The organism is Chitinophaga sancti (assembly GCF_034424315.1).
In the GTDB taxonomy this organism is placed as follows: Bacteria; Bacteroidota; Bacteroidia; order Chitinophagales; family Chitinophagaceae; genus Chitinophaga; species Chitinophaga sancti.
Window position 1 is genome coordinate 1,017,085 of sequence record NZ_CP139972.1, and the last position, 22,390, is coordinate 1,039,474.

9 protein-coding genes are annotated in these 22,390 nt (G+C 47.4%); 8 read left to right on the top strand and 1 reads right to left on the bottom strand.

Annotation, left to right across the window (positions count from 1 at the left end; all coding sequences use genetic code 11):
* Window positions 1–248 precede the first annotated feature (248 nt).
* The 8 genes from U0033_RS03705 (at window position 249) to U0033_RS03740 (ending at window position 16,328) form a co-directional block, all read left to right on the top strand.
* Window positions 249–6,989 (top strand): fibronectin type III domain-containing protein, encoded by a 6,741-nt coding sequence (locus U0033_RS03705; RefSeq protein WP_083571368.1) that lies wholly within the window; start codon window positions 249–251, stop codon window positions 6,987–6,989.
* Between the two features lie 113 nt (window positions 6,990–7,102).
* The gene (locus tag U0033_RS03710; protein ID WP_072357541.1) at window positions 7,103–9,295 is read left to right on the top strand and encodes a GumC family protein; all 2,193 of its coding nucleotides are present in this window, start codon (window positions 7,103–7,105) and stop codon (window positions 9,293–9,295) included.
* Window positions 9,295–10,368, top strand: a complete 1,074-nt coding sequence (locus U0033_RS03715; protein ID WP_072357540.1) for an acyltransferase family protein — start codon at window positions 9,295–9,297, stop codon at window positions 10,366–10,368. The genes U0033_RS03710 and U0033_RS03715 overlap by 1 nt, the downstream gene beginning before the upstream one ends.
* A 7-nt stretch (window positions 10,369–10,375) precedes the next feature.
* On the top strand, window positions 10,376–11,725 hold the full coding sequence (locus U0033_RS03720; protein WP_072357539.1) for a lipopolysaccharide biosynthesis protein: 1,350 nt from the start codon (window positions 10,376–10,378) through the stop codon (window positions 11,723–11,725).
* Complete coding sequence (locus U0033_RS03725) at window positions 11,722–12,915, top strand: glycosyltransferase (RefSeq protein WP_072357538.1); 1,194 nt, start codon at window positions 11,722–11,724, stop codon at window positions 12,913–12,915. Before U0033_RS03720 ends, U0033_RS03725 begins: the two co-directional genes overlap by 4 nt.
* A gap of 104 nt (window positions 12,916–13,019) precedes the next feature.
* A complete protein-coding gene (locus U0033_RS03730; protein WP_083571367.1) occupies window positions 13,020–14,513 on the top strand; it encodes an O-antigen ligase family protein in 1,494 nt (497 codons plus the stop codon).
* The gene (locus tag U0033_RS03735; RefSeq protein WP_072357536.1) at window positions 14,510–15,220 is read left to right on the top strand and encodes a TolC family protein; all 711 of its coding nucleotides are present in this window, start codon (window positions 14,510–14,512) and stop codon (window positions 15,218–15,220) included. Before U0033_RS03730 ends, U0033_RS03735 begins: the two co-directional genes overlap by 4 nt.
* Window positions 15,221–15,539: 319 nt before the next feature.
* A complete protein-coding gene (locus U0033_RS03740) occupies window positions 15,540–16,328 on the top strand; it encodes a carboxylesterase family protein (protein ID WP_143150628.1) in 789 nt (262 codons plus the stop codon).
* A gap of 382 nt (window positions 16,329–16,710) precedes the next feature.
* Here U0033_RS03740 and U0033_RS03745 read toward each other — a convergent pair whose 3' ends face one another.
* Complete coding sequence (locus tag U0033_RS03745; protein ID WP_322518527.1) at window positions 16,711–21,981, bottom strand: PKD domain-containing protein; 5,271 nt, start codon at window positions 21,979–21,981, stop codon at window positions 16,711–16,713.
* Window positions 21,982–22,390 lie beyond the last annotated feature (409 nt).

The following is a 22,390-nucleotide window of genomic DNA, read 5'->3' on the forward strand; positions in this document are numbered from 1 at the left end:
GTTAATGTATTAAAAAAGATTTGCCTTCTTTAAATTTTATACTAACTTAGCATTCGAATTATAATCCTTCCAACCAGTCCTCATTTAAAACCTCACGATAATACTTTTAGCCGTTTTCCTATTAAAAGCCGCTCAGCATTGAGTTGGCCGAATACGTTGTTGAGATGCATGTGAATTATTAATCGCAGTGTTGCCAAAACTTGCTGGGTAAGTTAATTAATCGGTTTACAACTGAAACACTTATCCATATGAGGAAATTTTACGCAATCTGTCTGTTTTTTATCATGGGCTTTGGGCATTTGGCCATTGCACAGATATTCAATTCAGGCGACGCCGTTGTGAATTACGACCCCAATAACCCGCCTACAGCACCGGCCTGGGGTACGATTGGTAAATGGGTCCGTACATTGCGCAGCGATGTCAATTTCACGAACAAGGATTCTTACAAGTGTTATTACCTGAATGGAATGCCATTCCGCCTGAAGTTCCCCAAAAGCTATCAGCAAGGTGTAGCAGATGGTAAGAAGTACCCCATCTTCATTTTCTTCCATGGTAAAGGAGAAGGTGGAGGCATCTATGACAATGAATATTCCCTGTACCACGGTGGCGGCAAATTCTGTGCTGCTGTCGATAATGGTAATTTCGACGGTTTTATTCTTGTTCCCCAAAACACTACCGGGTATTTCAACGCCGGCCATTATTCATTTGTAAAACAGATCCTCGACACACTCATCGCCAGCAACAAGCTCGATGTAAACAGGGTCTTCGTTGATGGTCTGTCCGCAGGTGGTTCTTCTACCTGGGAATTTATGTTTGCATACCCTACACTGGTAGCAGGATTCCTGCCTATCAGCGGTTGTCAGATTGCATACAAAGACCAGGTGAACACATTCAAGTACATTCCTCTCTGGATCTTCCAGGGTGGTCAGGACAACAATCCACACCCTAACACTACTGCACAGGTTATGACCGCCGATTCTCTCGTAGGCGGTAACTGGAAAGAAACTTTGTACCCTAATGGGGGTCATGGTATTTGGGACAATGCATGGAACGAATCTGATTTCTGGCCCTGGATCAACAGGCAGAATAAAACCAACCCCTGGCCAACAGCAGGCCATAACGAATTTTGCCCAGGCGAAACAGTGAATGTTACTTTAGGCTTAACCGCCGGTTTTGATGGCTACGAGTGGCGCAAAGATGGTGTAACCATTCCGGGTGCTACCAGCAACGAATTAGTAGTGACCACATATGGTACCTACGATGCGAGAATTTTGAGAGGTACTGAATGGTCTGACTATTCCACCAAACCCGTTGTTGTGAAACAGAAAGCTGTTACACAAACACCTCCTATCACGATTTCCGGTCTGATGAGTAAGGTACTCCCTGCTCCGGACGGGAATACTTTCGTTACCCTGGGATTGCCGAATGGCTATACCTCCTACAAATGGGCAAAGGTAACGGATACCACTACACTGGCCACTACGCAGACTTACAACGCCAGCGCTGCCGGCCAGTACCGTGCTAAAGTTACTGAACTGTATGGCTGCTCCAGCGAATGGTCTGCTCCTTTCTCTGTAGTGCCTGCCAATGGTACAAATGCACCAGCTCCTGCCTCCGGTCTTACGGCTACGGCTATCTCAAAAACAGCCATTACCATCGACTGGACAGACAATCCAAACGCTACTTACAATGAAACAGGTTACGAGGTATACCGTGCTTCCACTTCCGGCGGCCCATATACCCTGATCAAAATAACTGCTGCCAATGCAGCTACTTTTACTGACAGCCTGCTCAACCCCAACACGAAGTATTTTTACATTGTACGTGCTGTAAATGACAGCAGCGCTGCCGCAAATAGTAATGAAGCTTTTACCCAGACGCAGGTCGATAACACGCCTCCTACAGCCCCGGGCAACCTTACACTGACCGGTAGCACCTCCAGCCAGGCCTCCCTGTCATGGACCCTCTCTACCGATGATGTAGGTGTATATAAATATGACATCTATGTCAATGGTGTGAAATCTTATACCGTTGATAACGATGAAACCACCTTCACCGCTTATGGTTTGAAGAGTGATTCCCTGTACAACTTCGTAGTAAAAGCCAGAGACGTAGCAGGTAACTCATCTGCACGCAGTAACCAGGTAGCTGCCTATGCGGTAGCAAATGGCCTCGCATGGCGCTACTACACCGGTAACTGGAGCAAATTGCCTGACTTCAATACACTCTCACCTGATGCCACCGGCTACTCCCCTATCCCCGATATCAGCGTAGCTACCGCTACAGACTACTTCGGTTTTGTCTGGGAAGGTGAGATCCGTATTCCCGTATCCGGCAACTATACGTTCATCATCAACTCTGACGATGGTAGTAAACTCTGGATCGACAGCAAGTACGACGCATCCGTTACACCACTCGTAAACAACGATGGTGCACACGGCACCCAGGACAGAGAAGGTACCATCTACCTCACTGCAGGCATGCATAAGATTGCGGCTGCCTACAATGAAATTGCAGGTGGTCAGGCATTCACCCTCTCCTGGAAGAATACTGCAAATGGTATCACTACCGCTACCCAGATCACGGCTGACTACTTCAAGAAAACAGTGACTGGCGCAGGTACAGCGCCTAAATATCCTGGCAACCTGCTGGCAACTGCAACCGCTTATAACAAGATCAAACTGACATGGGCAGACAGCAGCAGCAATGAAACAGGATTTGAAATTTACCGCGCTACTGCACAGGCAGGCCCTTACGCTACTGTAGCTACTACTGCAGCCAATGTAACGACTTACACCGATAGTAACCTGGTAGCTTCCACTACTTATTACTACCGCGTTAAAGCGATCAATAAATATGGTAACTCAGGCTTCAACCCTGCTGAAAGCGGTGGCCTGTTCTGGGCTGAGTATCCGGGCAACTTCAGTACATTGCCTGCATTCGCTTCCCTCACACCATTCATCTCCGGTACGACTAATAATATCAACCTGAACGTAAGAGACCGCGATGATTATTTCGCACTCAAGTTCGATGGTTATATTAATATTCCTACTACCGGCACATATACGTTCTACACTGCGTCTGACGATGGTAGTAAATTATATATCGGAGGCTTTAGCGAAAGCAACCTGGTAGTGAACAATAACTTCCTGCAGGGTACTACCGAACGTTCCGGCACCAAAACCCTTTCTGCTGGCAGGTATCCTATCACCGTTACTTATTTTGAACAAGCCGGTGGCCAGACCTTATCTGCCAGCTATGCAGGACCTGGTATTACAAAACGCCTGATGCCTGATAGCGCCTTTATTTATAAGAACATGAGAGCAACTACCCTGACTACACCAGCGGTTCCAGCTGCTCCTACCAACCTGACATTGGCTGCAGTAAGTCCGAACAGGATTCAGTTAAGCTGGAATGACAATTCCACTACTGAAACCGGCTTTGACATTTACCGCTCAGTGAATGACAGCACTACTTTCAAACTGTTTACCACTGTTGCTGCAAACAGCACCGCTACTGCCGTGTACAACGACTCTGCACTGTTTGCAAACGTGAAGTACTTCTATAAGGTGCGTGCAAAGAACGAAGGCGGAAATTCCCTCTTCTCTAACAGCACCGGAATTTACACACTCAACACTCCACCTGTGATCTCACAGCTGGTCAACCGATCAGTGAGGTATGGCACTCAGCTCGTGCTGAACATCACCGCTACTGATGCAGATGGCGAGACCCTGACGCTCACGGCAGCGAATGTACCTTCCTTCGGAACGTTTGCCAACACAGGGAACGGTACTGCAACACTGACGTTCAATCCTGCCACCACCAACCAGGGTACCTATGCCAACATTACCGTAACTGCTACTGACCAGCACAGCGGTACTGCCAGCACTTCATTCACCCTGACTGTGAATGACAACTACACACCAGCTATTGCGACCGTGAATAACGTATCACTGGCCGAAGCAACTACCTCTTCTATCAGCCTGTCTGCAACAGATGGCAACGCGGGTGACTCCATTACCTGGACCGCCAGCGGCCTGCCTTCTTTCGCTACGCTGAATAAGAACGGTAACAATGCTACTATCAGCCTGGCACCTACTTATGTTGATGCAGGTACTTACAACGTAACTGTTAATGCTGATGACGGTAAAGGCGGTATCGATACCAAAACCTTTGTGATCACTGTTACTGATGTGGATCCAAGCCGTACGATCTATGTGAACTTCTCCGATGGATCTTATCCGCCATCTTCTCCATGGAACAGTACAGGCAAGGCACCGGTTCAGAACGACCTGTTCCCGAACCTGAAAGATCAGAGCAGTGTAGCCACTACAGTGGGTATCAAAATCGTCAGTAACTGGGGTGCCCTCGGTAACGGCTCTAACTACTATGGTTCCAATACCGGCAACAACTCCGGTGTGTATCCTGACAATGTTATGAGAACTGCTTACTGGACCAACACGACCAAACAGACACTAAAACTGTATGGCCTGAGCAGCTCCAGTAAGTATAGTTTTACCTTCTTTGGTGCACGTGCAGATGTTACTGATAACCGTCTTACCAACTACACAATTGGTACGACTACAGTTTCCCTGCAGGCGTCTTCCAACACAAAGAATACCGTTGCTATCAATAACGTATCACCTGATGCGAATAACGAAATCAGCATCGACCTGCAGAATGGTACCGGCTCTGTATACGGCTACCTGAACGCAATGGTGGTGAAAGTAGCTTATGACGACGGTAATGCACCTGCCAAACCTACTAACCTGGCTGTGACCAGCGGTACGAACGGTGTAGGCCTGACATGGAAAGATGTGGCCTTCAATGAAAGCGCTTACGAAATCTGGCGCGCTGCTACCAGGACAGGCACTTATAGCCTGCTCACACCAACAGCTGCTGCAAATGCCGTAAGCTACACTGATACCTCTGCAAAGGCCAACAAGACATACTTCTACGCCATCAGGGCAATCAATGCTAATGGTAACTCTGCTTTCTCCGATACAGTCACCATCACAACCGGCAACAATGCACCTAAACTGGACAGCATCGCCGGTGTGACCATCAAAAATAACGAAACCGCTACTGTAACACTGCGCGCTACAGATGATGCAGGTGATGTGCTGACACTGAGAACCACCAACCTGCCATCATTCGCGAAGCTCACTGATAACGGTGACGGTACCGGATCTATCGCTATCACCCCTGCTGCCGGTAATGTAGGCAAGTATACAGTAACGGTTACAGCGAACGACAACAACGGCGGTAGCACAACCCGGACCTTCGTGATCTATATCAGGGATAAGAACCTCACATCAGTATACTTCAATTTCAACCAGACATTGCCTGCTGATGCACCATGGAACAATTTCAATTCTTATCCTTTCAATACAGCGGTGATCAACAACGCTGTAGACGAAACAGGTACCACTACCGCTATTAAGATCGCTGTGCTGGATGCCTTCTCCGGTACCAACGCAAGCGGTGCAAGTACCGGTAACAACAGCGGTGTATATCCTGACAACGTACTGGCTACCACTTACTACACCAGTGAGTCCACCGCCAGAAGAATTAAGATCTCCGGCTTGTCTGCTACCTACCGTTACAACCTGATCTTCATGGGCAGCCGTACCGGTAATGATAACAAGAATACGGAGTACACTGTAGGTACCAACACAGTAACACTGAACGCTGCTAACAACAGCACCAACACTGTTCAGATCAACGGTATCGCAGCTGACAGCACAGGCGCTATCCAGTTCACTGTGAAACAGGCTACCGGTGCTACTTACGGTTACATCAACAGTGTGGTACTGCAATACTACATCGACAATGGCTCACCACTGAATCCAACCAATGCTACTGCGATCGCGACTTCAAAAACCGCTATCAATGTGAAATGGCAGGATAACTCAACCAATGAGACCGGCTTCCAGGTATACCGCTCTACTGACAACAGCAACTTTGCGCTGCTGGCAACTGTAGGCAACAACGTGAATACTTATGCAGATGCAGGACTGGCAACAGATACCCGCTACTACTATAAGATCTGCGCCATCAAGGATACCGCTAAGTCTGATTATACAAACGTAGCCAGCGCTTCTACTTTCATCAATGCGGTGTACATCAACTGTAACGTATACACCCCTGCAGGCTCTCCATGGAACAACACCAACTCAGGCCCGGCCTTAGGTGCCAGCTTCCCGAACCTGAAAGATGAAAGCGGCAATAATACGGGTCTGACCATGAGCATTACACAGGCCTTCACAGGTGACAACCCTTATGGTATGAATACTGGTAACAACTCAGGGATCTATCCTGACAATGTAATCAGCAGCACCTACTGGGTAGATATCAATGTGAACGGTCAGCTCAAGATCTCTGGTCTGAACCTGGCTAAGCGCTACAACTTCGTGTTCTTCGCAAGCCGCGATGGCGATGGTGACAGAACTACCAACTACACAGTAGGTAACACCTCCGTTTCGCTGAATGCTTCTTACAACACCAGCAATACCGTGCAGATCAACGATATCGTTCCTGACGCAAACGGTGAGGCTTACATTAATGTGAAAGCAGGTGGTAACTCCATCTACGGTTACATCGGTGCCCTGGTGATTCAGCAGTACTCTCCTGCAGCCAGTGACCTGGATCCGTCTCTGATCATGGCTAAGAAGAGCAACTTCCTGACAGGCGAACTGACAAATCCGGATGCCGCCAAAATTGCCCTGACGAACGTTTATCCGAATCCGTTTGCATCCAGCGTAACACTGGATATGACGAATACCGGTAAGACCAGCAGCAATGTGAGCATCGTAGTTTCAGATATTTCCGGTAAGATCCTTTACTCCAGGTCCCTGGGTAAACTCGATGCCGGCAGTCAACGCATCAATGTTGATCTCAGCACATCCCAGATCCCCGCGGGTCCATGTATCCTGAGAGTGATAGAAGGAGAAAATGTGGTGAAGACTGTTAAGTTGATAAAGAATTGATACGTACCATTCTTTGATTGATTACTTATTTGTTACCGAAAAGGTCCGGTGTAAACCGGATTTTTTCGGTTCTCTTAGATTAGATTTTTTTACACTTTAAAGAATACGCCGATATGGATTTGATCTATTTATTCAAATCACTACTGAGAAGAAAATGGTTAATTATCATCAGCACCCTCCTCGCTGTGATGGCGGCTTTTTCGTTAACCCTGAACCAGGAAAAACTGTACAAGTCCGTTGCCCAACTTGCCACCGGGTTCACCATGAGTGACCAGGTAAAACTCAAAGATGAAAGCTTCAACGTGTATGAAATTGATGTGAAGTTCAACAACGCAGTTGAGGCCATCCAATCGCCCCGTGTATTGGGAATGACCAGTTACAACCTCATGCTGCATGACCTGGAAAATCCTGATAAACCTTTCAGGATTCCCAGTGAAGAGGATCGTAAAACAGACATCTATCGTAAACTGAACAGGCAGAAAGCGATCGAAATCCTCACCAAAAAATACAACGAAGAAAAATTACTCAGCTCCTACAATCCTGAAGAAAGGAAGATCCTGGAGCTGCTGAATATATACAGGTACGACCTGGAAACACTGCGCTATGTGTTGTATGTAGGCCGTGTACAACGCACTGACTTTATCGACATCCAATACCGCTCTATCAACCCTGAGCTCTCTGCCTACATCGTAAACCAGGTGGTGACAGAGTTCCTGCGTAACTACGAATCCAGCCGTAACCAGCAGACCGTTCAGAACATCGAAACCCTGAAGAAACTGGTAGACCAGAAGCGTGAAGAACTGGATGCCAAGATTGGGAATATTAAAACCATGGGTACCCTGGATGCCAACGTAGAAAGCTCCAGTACACTGGAACAGATATCCAACTTTGAAAGCAGGCTGGCCGATGAAAAGTCAATCCTGACCAGCGCACAACTGGCCAGTCAGCAGGTGACTCAACGCCTTTCTGAAATGGAAAGCACCAGTACCCAGAATGCAGCTGCTACCAGTAGCGCTAATTCCGAACTGGCTACCCTGCGCGAAAAAATGAACGACGCTTCTACTGAATACCAGAGCAAAGGAGGGAACGATCCTGAACTGTATAAGAAATACAAAAATGCCAGGAATGATTATTCTGCCAAACTGATGGCCATGGCCTCCGCAGCACCTTCTGCAGCCAACCCCGGTACCACCAAGGCAGACCTGCAGCAAAAGAAAAGTGACCTGGATCTGCAGGTAAGATCTGCGCAACAGAACATCGCTGCTTATGAGCAGAAGATCAGGCAACTGAACAGCAGCATGGGCGCCGCCGCTTCCAGAGGTGCGAATAACCTGGCACTGCAAAAAGAAGTGGAACTGGCACAACAGGAATATGAAAGCATCAAGTCCCGTTACGATGCTGCGGTGAATAACAAGATTGCCCCGATGGACAATTTCCACCAGATCCTGTATGGCCAGCCTGCGGTAGAACCGGAGCCTTCCAAACGTATCATCATTATAGCAATGGCCGGTATGGCGGTAGCAGTGTTCTGCTGTATCCTCATCATCTTCCTGGAATACATTGATGTAAGCATCAAGACGCCTACCCAGTTCCTGAGAGTCGTGGAACTGAAACTGCTCGGCGTAGTGAACAGGATCAACCTGAAGAAAACACCGCTGGAAGAGATCTTCACCGATCCTACCCTGAAAAAGCATGATACAGCCACTTTCCGCGAACTGCTGCGTAAGCTGCGTTTCGAAATGGAACACAGTGGCAAGAAGATCTTCCTGCTCACCAGTGCCAAACCTGGTGAAGGTAAATCTACCATCATTAAAGCACTGGCGTATAGCCTGAGCCTGAGTCATAAGAAAGTACTGATCATCGATACGCAGTTCCCGCACAATACCCTGACACAGGAATATGAAGCGAAACCTGTACTGGAAAGCTTCAATTCTTCTGCCCAGGATTTCAGGATCGCAGCCGTGCAGGACCTCATCTCTCCTACCACTATGCCCAATGTAGATATCATTGGTTGTGAAGGCGGTGAATATACACCGGCAGAGATCCTGAAACAGGGTAACCTGCTGGAGTACCTGCGCGCACTGACCCATGTATATGATTACATCCTGCTGGAAGGTGCTGCACTGAATGACCGTGCAGACAGTAAGGAACTGATGCAGTATGCAGATACTGTTATCACAGTTGTATCTGCAAGATCTGGTGTGAACCAGACAGACAGGGAGACGATCTCCTTCCTGAATAATCTGAACGAAAAGTACAGCGGTGCGGTATTGAACTTTGTAGAACCTGAAAATATTGATCTCTGATGAGCACAGCGAAACCCGGCAACAGGCTCGCGTGGATCGACTACGCACGTGGTATTGCCATCATCCTGGTATTGTACCGCCACATCTTTGAGGGCATCAGCCGCTCAGGTGTGGAGGCTGCAAAGTTTAGCTGGCTGGAAAATGCGAACATCATTTTCTACAGTTTCCGTATGCCCCTGTTCTTCATCCTGTCTGGTGTATTCATCGGCAAGAGCCTTGCAAAAAGAGGCATGAAGAGCCTGATCGTAAATAAATTCAATATCCTCCTGTATCCGTATTTGTTATGGTCTGCCCTGCAGATCACCATCCAGATCTGCCTGAGCGGATTGGTGAATGCAAACAGGGGGATAGCGGATTATGGATATATCTTTTTGTTCCCCCGCCGGATAGATCAGTTCTGGTACCTCTATGCTTTGTTCAATGTAACGGTGTTGTATATACTAACAAGAGAAAAACTGCGCCTGAAGATCTGGCATCAGCTGCTTATTGGTTTTGCAGCGTATATGTACAGTAGTTATTTGTCCGTACATCATATTGACCTGGGCTTTATTTACGACATCTGTCACTTCTATGTGTTCTTTGCTATCGGTGAGCTGATTGCAGACCATATACTGGATAGTAGCAGGTACGCCTTGTATAGCAGCTGGAAATTATTCTGGATCCTCCTGCCCTTCTTTGCAGTGGGCCAGTATTATTTCCTGGTAGCGAATTTAAATAACCAGTACAACCTGTTTGTAGAGGAGCATCAGCCCCTGCTGTTTGCCCTGATAGCGCTTGTGGGTTGTGCTTTTATGATCAATATATCGTTCCTGTTACAACGCTATGGTAGTGTAAAACTGCTGCGGGTAGCGGGATTCCATTCACTTTATATTTACGTTTCCCATGTGTTGGTCGCATCGGCTGTGCGTATGTGCCTGGTAAAGGTGTTTCACATCACCTACCTGCCAGTGTTGTTAGTGATCTGTTTATGCTTTGCCGTTGTAATCCCCATCCTGCTGTACAAAGCGGCTATGCGCGCAGGTGCATGGTGGTTGTATAGCCTGGAAAAGCCCATGGAGCTTAAATTAAGTTAAAACAAAAATGAGCGATCCGAAATACACTTACTGGCTGAAATCCGGCATCTACAGCGGATTACAGAAAATTGCTGTACTCCTGTTCGGGATCGGCAGTGTGCTGGTTTTAACCCGCTCACTGACCAAGTCCGATATGGGCGTATGGAACCTCTTTCTCGTATATACCGGTATTATTGAGATTGTAAGACAGAGCCTGATAAAAAATGCAGTGATCAAATACATCAATGGTCATGCTGCTGAAGAACATCCCCATATACAGTCCGCTGCTTTGTACCTCAATATTCTGATAACAGGCCTGATCGGGATCCTGATAGCAGCCTTTATCATTCCTGTGAGCAAGGTACTGCAGGCGCCTCCACTGGCCATGGTGATGTACCTGTTCCTGCCTGGCTTATTGCTGTTAATTCCCTTCTCCCATTTTGAGTGGGTGCAGAACGCCAATGCTGATTTCAGGGGTATTTTCTGGGGCTACCTGAGCCGGCAGGGCACCAGTTTCCTCTTAATTGTAGCGCATTTGGTATTTACACACAACATCACTTTAACCCACCTGATCCTTTACTTTGACGCTGGCCTGATTTGCGGTACAATCGTATCCGGCTACTTCGCGCGGAACTTTATAGCGAAAAAGATCAAATACCATCAGGAATGGTTTAGCCGCCTCTGGACTTTTGGCAGATGGGTATTCGGTACAAATGTGAGTTCATCATTATTCCGCAATACAGATTCCTTCATCATCTCTTCCTTTTTAGGTACGCCTTCAGTTGCATTGTACAATGTATGCCTGCGTATCTCCAATCTCGTAGATGTACCCAGCCAGGTACTGGGAGATATTCTTTTCCCCAAAACAGCGAAGATGATGGAAGACGGCAACCTGGCAATGGTGAAGTACTACTACGAAAGGGCGGTGGGCACCATCCTCGCCGTTGCAGTACCCGCCAGCCTGGCCATCGTATTGCTGCCTAAGCTGGTGATTGGTATCATCGCAGGACAGGGATATATGGAAGCCGTACCAATTTTGCAGGTAACAATATTTTACGGGCTGTTTCTGCCTTTCATCAAGCAGTTTGGCACTATTATGGATTCAATAGGCCTGCCCAAACTGAACTTTTATGTAATCACTGTAACGGCTATCTGTAATATCTTCATCTGCATGTTCTATACCCGTCAGATGGGATTGATGGGTGCTGCTTACGGCACCATGACCTCATATGGGATCTGCTTTATTATTACGCAGACCATCCTGCACCGTAAGCTCAAAACAAGCTTGCTCAATGTGGTAAAATATATGCTGCAATTCTACCCGGAAGCGTTTTCCGTGGTACAGCAACGTTATTTACTTAAATCAAAAACCAGATGATCAGGAACAGGGATATAATCATCGTTGGCTTACAGCCCTGGGACATCCGGATCGGGAGTAACTGTAAGAACATGGCACACGAGCTGTCACAGCACAACCGTGTACTATACGTGAACCGTGCACTGGACAGGATCTCTGCCCTCCGCGCTTCTGATGACGAGAAAGTGCTGGCCCGGAAAGCAAGCCTGCGGGGAGATACCAATGACCTGCAACCCGTTACGGCTTCACTCTGGACACTGGACCCACGTACCGTACTGGAATCGATCAACTGGATCCCGATGCCCTTGCTCTTTGACAGGATCAACCTGGTCAACAATAAAAGACTCGCCCGCGAAATCAACCAGGCTGCAAAACGACTGGGATTCAGCGATGCACTCCTGTTCATTGACAATGATTTCTTCCGTGCACAATACCTCCCTGAATTGCTGGAAGGTGTGCAGGAGACCATCTATTATATCAGGGATAACCTGACCAGCCAGCCTTATTTCAAAAAACATGGTGTACGGCTGGAACCCCTGCTGATGAAGAAGGCAACCATCGTTGCAGCTAATTCAGCATACCTGGCGGAATATGGCGCTAAGTATAATAAATCATCTTTCGACATCGGTCAGGGCTGCGATTTCAGCTGGCTGAATAATGAGTTGCCGGTAGTACAATCATTCAATAGCCCGGTAATCGGGTATGTAGGTGCACTCATTACCTCAAGGCTGGATCCAGCATTACTGGAAAAGATCGCCACACAGCGTCCTGACTGGAGCCTGGTACTGGTAGGCCCGGAAGATGAAGCATTCCGCAACAGTACATTGCACGAACTAAAAAATGTGCACTTCACAGGGAACCGCCCATCTGAAGAGCTGCCTGCATGGATCCACAGTTTTGATGTATGCATCAATCCCCAGGTGCTCAATGAAATGACCATTGGCAACTATCCCCGCAAGATAGACGAGTACCTGGCACTGGGTAAACCGGTGGTAGCTACAGATACCGTAGCGATGCGCATGTTCGCATCTTACGTATATCTCTGTAGCAGCCCGGCGGACTACCTCGCACAGATCGAAACGGCACTGCAGGAAGGTGACAACATCTCCTTACAGGAAGCAAGAAAAGCCTTTGCATTATCACATACCTGGGAACAGTGTATCGGGTTAATGGGGGCATATCTGGAACAAACTCAAAACGTAGAGGCATGAAAGATAACAGGTTTTCAGACGATCGATTATTAGAGATCACCGTGACGATGTTCATTGCCTTCACTTTGATCGTACTGACTTTAAAAGTATTATTCTTCTAATATATGCGACAGGCAATCATGAACAGAACAGCTCCGTTGAGAGGCTCACGCAGACTGGATTCTCCCCTGGCTTTTGCTGCCGTATTGTTAGTATCGCTGGGCATTAGTCTGCTGGTGGGCTACAAAGATTACCTCATAGGTTTGGTAATCGCGGCAGGTCTGATAGGTGGCCTGGTGACTTTTATCTGTCTGTTCAATACCCGGCTTGGGTTTCTGATCACAACAATTGTAGGGTTCTTCATGTTCTATATCAAGCGCATGAGTGACGACGTCATCCCCATGGGGGTGGCAGTGGATGTGTTGACAGCGGTCACCTTTATTGGCGCTTATTACAGGAAGACCATTCATAAACAGCGCATCTGGCAGTATATGAAGAATCCCATTTCTTACATGTACCTCATGTACCTGGGATTCTTGGCCATAGAACTGTTCAATCCTTCCATGTATTCGGTAGACGGCTGGATCTTTACGGTACGTAAGTTTATCAACTTCGTGATGATCTATTTCGTAGGCCTGTTTACGTTCAACAGTGTGAAGGATGTAAAGGATTATATGAAACTCTGGTTATTCCTCTCCGTGCTGGCTGGCGCCTATGGCTGCTTCCAGCAGTGGTTTGGGTTGCTGGGCTTCGAGGAGCACTGGGTAGTGAGTGACCCGGTACGCTACCGTTTATACTTCCAGGGTGGTGAGATCAGGAAGTTCTCCTTCCTCTCCGACCCCACTGCGTATGGTATATTGATGGCCTGCAGCATCGTCTTTGCTATTGTGCTGGCCATGACTACCCAGAAACCCAAACAGCGCAACTGGCTGATCGTGGGTATTATCATCATGGTGCTGGGCATGTCATTTTCCGGTACACGTACGGCGTATTTCATGATACCGGCTGGCCTGGCCATCTATATCCTCATGACGATCACGAACAAGAGGACCCTGTTGTTTATGGCCGGCTTCCTCATGTTTATGGTGGTGCTCATGTTCGGCCCTTTCTCCGGAAATAATACGGTGAACCGGATACGGACCTCCTTCCACCTCAAGGATGATGAATCGATGAACGTGCGCGATGCGAACAGGCATAATATCCAGCCATACATCTGGCGGCATCCGATCGGTGGTGGAGTGGCTACTACAGGGGTACTGGGTATTCAGTACAATCCGGGCCATCCTTTGGCTGGTTTCCCGCCGGACAGTGGTTACCTCCGTACCGCCCTTGAAACGGGCTGGATCGGGCTAATAATCACAATGACGCTATTCTTTGCGACGCTCCTGGTAGGGGTAAAAGGCTATTACCGGGCAAAGACCAAAGAGGTCAAGGCGCTATATGTGGCCATCGTAACGGGTTTATATGCCTATATCGTAGCTCATTATGCCCAGGTGGCCATCGGGCAGATCCCAGGCGCCTTCTTCTTTTACAGCTCGATGGCCATCATCGTAAAAATGAAAGATTTCGAAACACCTTCTCATAAAAATTCAGACCAAGTAAAAACAATAACAACATGAAACAGCACATCTGCATCGTCTTATTTTTCCTCGCTACCGCCCTCACAGTGAGCGCACAGAACAAAACATTACCGGCTACACCGTCGAAGGATGTTTCTGCAGAAGACATCCAGGAAAAACTGGTACAACTCGCTTACGAAAATCCTGACCTGAAAGTCAGAGTATATGAAAAGCAAAGAGCCCAGTATGAGCTCAATAAAGCAAAGGGTAACTGGCTGAATTACGTAACCCTGGGTGCGAACATCAATGACGTAACCACAGGTCGCTACAAGAATTCTAACGACTACCGCGCACAGGTGTATTATCCACTCTGGAACGTAGGTATCAATGTACCACTGGGTTCCCTGGTAAGTAAAGGTTCCGATGTGAAAGTAGCCCGCTCGAATGTAAAGATCGCTTCTGCCCAGGAAGAATCTGCAAAGAGGCAGATCAAGGCAATGGTATTATCCAAATACCACGATTACCTGATGAACAAACAACTGCTGACGATGCAGAACGAGATCACAGAAGATGATTTTGCGGCATTTACACAGGCAGAAAGTAAACTGGCTGCAGGTAGTATTTCTTACGACGCATATTCTTCCGCATCCCAGTTGTACAATAGTGACAGAACGAAGAAGCTGAACCTGGAGCGCGATCTGGCGAATGTGAAACTGGAGATCGAGGAACTGATCGGTGTGAAGCTGGAGACGGTGATTGCCCAATAATCAGCAGGGAAGCAAGCGTTTCCTTGCAACACCGGAGGCAGTCATCAACCGGAAGCAGTGTCTACCTTGCTATCCAGCGTCTGAAAACAAGGTCATTGCTTGCAACACCAGCGTAAGACACCCGGTAACCTCAGTAAAGCATCGTCTTACATACTATGCCGCTAACTTTAACAACCGGAAAACAAGGTCTTCCTTTGCTATGCCGGAGAGTAAATTGCCCAGTGATCACCAGGGAAGCATCGCCTTCCAATGGTATAAGCAACGAACTAACCCTTGTTGCTGCTAACCCGGGCTCATTATCTAATTTTAATTTTTTGTCATGGTAAAAAGTACCACTACAATTGTCGCGCTCTTGTTCGTAATGTGTATACAAACAGTGAACTCATTTGCGCAACATCATATGGACAGTATATTGATTCCTGTTAATCCCTGGAGTAAGATAGGTGCATTGGTGCAACTCCCCGACGATTATAGTAAATCAAAAAAGGAATACCCCCTGATTGTTTTCCTCCATGGTAAGAGTAAATCGGGCCATGATCTGTCTAAGTTATACCTGGAGGGTATTCCCTACTGGATCAATAATGGAGAGAGGATAGAAGCTGTAAATCCCGTTGATGGTAAACTATATAAATTCATTGTTATTGCCCCCCAGGCCCCCAGCTGGGGGCTGAAGCCAGCAGAGATTAAACGCCTGCTGGATGATGTGGAAAAACGTTATCGTGTAGACCGTTCCCGGATCTACCTGACCGGATATAGTGCAGGTGGCTGGGCTACCGTGATGGCAATGACGGATAATGCGGCATTGTCAAACCGGATTGCAGCAGCTGTTCCCATGTCGGTAGCAACGATCGATGAGCCGAATATGAAGCGCTTTAAACTGGTAGCGGATGCGAATATTCCTACCTGGTACATGGCGGGAACAGATGAACCGCATTTCCTGGAAGAGTGTGAGCGGTATAAAGATAGTACCAATTCATATAAGCCTAACCTGGCAAAACTCACGATATTGGATGGGTTTGCACATCATACATGGAAAGCATTGTATGATACCAGTAATAGGCAATATGGGATGAATATTTACGAGTGGATGTTGCAATACAAGAAGTAGTAGGAAGAGGATATTTCCCGATGGAAAGCGGTCTATTCTGGAACTCAATTCATAATTATTGATTATTAATTTATGAAATGAGTGCTAATCAGGAATTCATAATAAAGGGGCATTCTTCAACGAGGGGGCCCCTTTTCAAAGGGAATGCAAATCCATTTTGATAAAAAACATTATTGAAAAAGGGAAGTAACTAGCACTCAGTTCATAAATAGGTATTTTCAGCTGATAATCAATACATAAATAGTAATTATGAAATGAGTTCTAACAGAATCGAATCCCATTTTGATAAAAAACATTCGTGAAACAGGGAATCCCCCTGTGGAATGAACCCAACTTTTATAAAAAAAAGGCCTGCAGTTGTTTCCGCAGGCCCTTTTCACTTTTAATTCACTTTCATAAACTTGCTGGTCAGTTTCATGGACTTACCATCCGTTATTTCAAGAATATACAATCCGGCAGAAAGACGACTTACATCAAAAGTCTTCATTACCGAATTAGTATTACCCATGTAATACGTATCCCTGATATAACCACTGCTATTGAATATTCTTACTACAAGATTAGCTGCTTCTTTCACGACCAGCTTCAGGTTGAGAGAACTACTGGCGGGATTGGGATACACCTGTATGGTGACTTCGCTGTCATTAACTGTTGCTGACTTGCCACTGACTACCACCGTTACTTCATCGGTGGCTGTAACGCCATATGTATCCGTAACCGTGAGTCGAAAAACATAAGTACCTGTCAGGGTGAATGTAACCACCGGTGTTTGCGAAGCCGGATTCAGAATTGTTGCTCCGGCAGCAGGACCGCTTACCAGTTCCCATTTATAAATTGAGATATAATTGCTGGATGTAGAACCTGTACCATTGAGTGTTACAGTATTTACGGTCGGTAAAGTAATGCCCTGGTCTGCACCGGCATTGGCGACAAGATTATTACCGGCAGCAGCTTTCACAATTACATTGATATCATCCGTTGCAGTTGCACCATTATTATCGGTCACAGTCAGTCTGAATACATAAGTACCTACATAAGAGAGCTGGTTCACATCTGTCTTTGCTGAAGTAGCAGCAGGCAGTGATGCAGTACCCGGACCGGAGATCTGTGTCCATTTATAAGAGACGATAGATCCATCGCTGTCGCTTGAACCAGCACCATCTACGGTAGTTGAGTTCTTCGGCATCGTAATGGTGATATCGCTACCTGCTACAGCTACAGGCGCTTTATTAGCAGCAGCGGCAGTCACGGTGATGCTTACCTGGTCGGTAGCAGTTGCGCCACCGTTATCGGTTACTGTCAGTGTGAATACATAAGTGCCCGCGGTGGTGAGGTTGCTAATCGCAGGAGATGCGATGGTCGCACTACTGATTGTCGCGGTGACAGGACCTGAAGCCTGTACCCATTTGTAGGCAGAGATCGTACCGTCGCTGTCCGTACTACCTGTACCATTCAGTGTCACCGTTGATGTAGGTAGTGTAATGCTCTGGTCTGCACCAGCGTTTGCAGTCGGCGCTTTATTGACAGCAGCTGCAGTCACGGTAATGCTTACCTGGTCGGTAGCAGTCGCGCCACCGTTATCGGTTACTGTCAGTGTGAATACATAAGTGCCCGCGGTGGTGAGGTTGCTAATCGCAGGAGATGCGATGGTCGCACTACTGATTGTCGCGGCGACAGGACCTGAAGCCTGTACCCATTTGTAGGCAGCGATCGTACCATCGCTGTCTTTGGAGCCTGTACCGTTCAGGGTAACTGAAGTAGTAGGCAGTGTGATGGTCTGGTCAGTACCGGCATTCGCGGTGGGTGCAACATTCGCTGCTTTCACAGTGATGCTCACCTGGTCGGTAGCAGTCGCGCCACCGTTATCAGTTACTGTCAGTGTGAATATATAAGTGCCTGCGGTGGTGAGGTTGCTAATCGCAGGAGATGCGATGGTCGCACTACTGATTGTCGCGGCGACAGGACCTGAAGCCTGTACCCATTTGTAGGCAGCGATCGTACCATCGCTGTCTTTGGAACCTGTACCGTTCAGGGTTACCGTAGTTACAGGCAGCTGGATGGCCTGGTCGGTACCGGCATTGGCTGTAGGCGCTACGTTTGTAGTAGTTGCTGCTTTTACGGTGATGGTAATATTATCAGTACCGGTCGCGCCACCGTTATCGGTTACTGTCAGTGCGAATATATAAGTGCCAGCGGTGGTGAGGTTGCTAATCGCAGGAGATGCGATGGTCGCACTACTGATTGTCGCGGTGACAGGACCTGAAGATTGTACCCATTTGTAGGCAGCGATCGTACCATCGCTGTCTTTGGAGCCTGTACCGTTCAAGGTAGCTGAAGTAGTAGGCAGTGTGATGGTCTGGTCAGTACCGGCATTCGCGGTGGGTGCAACATTCGCTGCTTTCACGGTGATGCTCACCTGGTCGGTAGCAGTCGCGCCACCGTTATCGGTTACTGTCAGGGTGAATACATAAGTACCTGCAGCGGTCAGGTTCGTCAACACGGGCGATGCCACCGTGGCGCTGCTGAAAGTAGCCGTAACCGGACCGGAAGCCTGTACCCATTTGTAAGAATTAATGGTACCATCACTATCGGTAGATCCGGTACCGTTCAGTGTAACGGTTGTAAGGGGCAAAGTAATTGCCTGGTCAGTACCTGCATTGGCAGTCGGCGCAAGGTTTGCAGCAGTACCGGATGCATATTCATCGGCACCTGCATCAAATGCACTTCCCTGCGGGCGGGCGTTACCATCTATATCAGTTTTGAAATAGGCACCCAGATCTTTGCCCTGGTCGATGGCAGGCGAACCTGCTGCCAGGTGGAAGTTTTTGTTCGTCACATCTACGAACTTCACCGTTGCGGGATCAGGATAATTCAGGTTATTAGACCCTGTATAAGCGATACCGGATTGAATGGTGAGGTAGGCCAGTGAGCCCCTGGCGGCCAGTGAACCGGGTTTCACAGCAAGGTTATTGATAAAGAGGTTGCCGCTACCATCCGTGCCATTTGTATTTTGCATGCGGATAGCATCTCTGCCAGAGTTGACGATGGTATTATTCATCACATATACCTGCAGGGCCTTGTAGTTTTGTTTGGTCGGACGGTCATCGATGAAGATCGCATCCTGACCAATGCTCGTACCATCTATACCGCAATCGCTGAGAATATTATTATACACGTAGTTCAGACCAGTACCGAATACTTCGATCCCATTACCGGTTCCCTTGATTACGGTATTGTTATATACCTTACCATTGGATTCGCCACCCAGGATGATCCCTGCCTGCTGACTACCTTTATTCTCCACGCCATAGTTAGATACCTTGTTATTATAGATCTCTACGTTTTCAGGAGCGGATGCTACCTGGATGCCATCCCAGCCGGTGTTGGCAGTGGTCACGTTGTAGATTTTCAGGTTGTAAATGCGTGGAGGCAGTAAGGTGGTAGAGACGCCATTACAGGTCGCTGTTTCACCGTTTGGCGCGGTGTTCCCAATGTACATCCCTTCACCGGTTACGTCGTGTATATAAAGGTCGTGCAGTTTTACATTCCTGATAGCGAAGGTAGGATACTGGTTCGCGGGATCACAATCCGGGTTTACTTTGGCCATCACCCCTACTTCGGAGCCGGTGATCTCGAAGTGATCTGCTTCGTAATCGGTACAACCTTTACTGATACCCAGTCCTACGTTTAACTTTTTGGTCACCCCGTCTACACTGAAGCCATAGGTATCGGTGCTGCCGGTACCTGTTACTTTAAAGTATTTCGCGTTGTTGAATACGAAGCCATAGCTGCCGCCGTTCCCGATCTTTACCTGGCCTCCGCAGTTGATGAATACGATTGGTTTGGCGGTAGTACCGGTGATGTTGAAGAACTGGATATAATCGTAGCTGCCAGACTGGATACATACTGTATCACCGGGTTGTACGCCAAGGTTAGTACCATTGATATATGCGCCGCCATCGGTACCTGGTGTGATCAGGAATTTACAGCCTGCGCAGGCCGTTTTACCGCCGGTGGCTGCACTCACTACTACGGTAACAGTTTTGCTGCTGCTGCCCGTTGCGTTTTTTACAGTCAGTGTAAACACATACGTACCTGCTACAAGACTGCTGGCAGTGACTTTCGCGGTACTCGTGCTGCTAAGTGATGCAGTAGAAGGCCCGGAAGTTTGTGCCCAGGTATAGCTGGTAATGGTGCCTGTAGATAAAGAACCATCTAAGGTAGCTGTATTAGCAGGAAGTGTAACAGCGATACTGGAAGACGCAACGGCTGCCACGGGAGCGGCTACAGTTGCGGTATTCACGGTTACCGTCGACGCCTTTGTGCTACTCCCTGCGGCGTTTGATACAGTCAGTGTAAATACATACGTACCCGCTACAAGACTGCTGGCAGTGGCTTTCGCGGTACTACTGCTACTGAGTGCCGCGGTAGAAGGCCCGGAAGTTTGTGCCCAGGTATAACTGGTGATGGTGCCTGTAGATGAAGAACCATCTAAGGCAGCTGTATTAGCAGGAAGTGTAACAGCGATACTGGAAGACGCAACGGCTGCCACAGGAGCGGCTACAGTTGCGGCATTTACGGTCACGGTCACAGTCTTTGTACTACTCCCTGCGGCGTTTGATACAGTCAGTGTAAATACATAGGTGCCCGCTACAAGGTTGCTGGCAGTGGCTTTTGAAGTGGCGGTGCTGCCCAGGGTCGCAGTAGAAGGACCAGATGTTTGCGTCCATGCATATGTAGTAATAGTTCCTGTAGAAGAGGAACCATCTAGTGTCACGCTATTGGTTGGTAAGGTTATGGTCAGGCTGGAAGACGCTACGGCAGCCACCGGAACGGATATGGTAGCGGATGCGTTGCGGCTGTATTGAAGCATCCATTCATAAATATTAGGATTCTGGTAAGTGTGATTAGGATCGTAAGCCTTATCCCATACATCGTCACTATGCGTGCCTCCGCTATATTCAGTAGCAATAGGTGTGATAGCAGGATTACAGGCCTTCATATCAGCAATATAATCGCGCTGGTTGCCAATAAAGCTATCGCTGGTGCCACAAAGCATCCATACAGCAAGTTTGCTGCTGGCAACGTTGCACAGGCCTGCGAATTTATTGGCGTCAATGGCAGCTGAAGATACGGGTACGATGGCAGCCAGGTTATCTGAATAGGTCGTTCCGGAAGCGATGTAGTTTAGTACACCATAACCACCGGCACTGAGCCCGGTCAGATAAATACGGGATGCATCCACTCTGTACCTCGATTTGATATCATTCAGTACATTTTGCACCATGGTTTCGCTGGCCCATCCATTGGGGATTTGCGGAGATACCACGATAAACTTAAACAACTTGCCATTCACGGTATACTGCATCTTTGCACCGTTGGCAATCATCTTTGGTACACCGTGTGCCAGTACAGCATTGACATCAGTACCACCCTCTCCTACGCCGTGCAGGAAAATGAGCAGTGGGTAAGTGGTCGAAGTACTATTATAATCATCCGGTAAATGCAGCCAGGCGCCTGTGGTTTGGCCGGTGGCAAGTTTTACAGTGATCGCAGTCTGATCCCCCTGGGCTTTCATTACATAGGGATACAGTAATGCAATTAATGACAGACAGGTACATATCAGTAGCCTGACGATAGGTAGGTTCTTCACGTTTGGTTAAAATTTAGTAGCGTTTTACAATAGCCGACATTTTTTAATTAATACTTTGAATCGATAAGATGTGTCTCAATCGTTCCGGGCAAAAATAGGACACAAATTCGTTTTTTAATAAAAAAAACAAATATAAAGTATTAAATAATCTATAATTTTTAAATATACGTAACCTGCTGACAAAAAACAATATATGTCACTATTTTCCCCTCTATTTTTTTCCATTCAATTCTGCCTTAGCAATTGTTCACAATTAGGTCTGTTATAGGGCCCATTTTAACACTTTCGATGTAGGATATGATTTAGGTAATTCATAATTTAATGACATGAATTGCTACCTTAACCTAAACACAATTCTTGCATGTTTTGTTTTCCTTTTTATTAATTCATGCAAACCCACTGATCATAC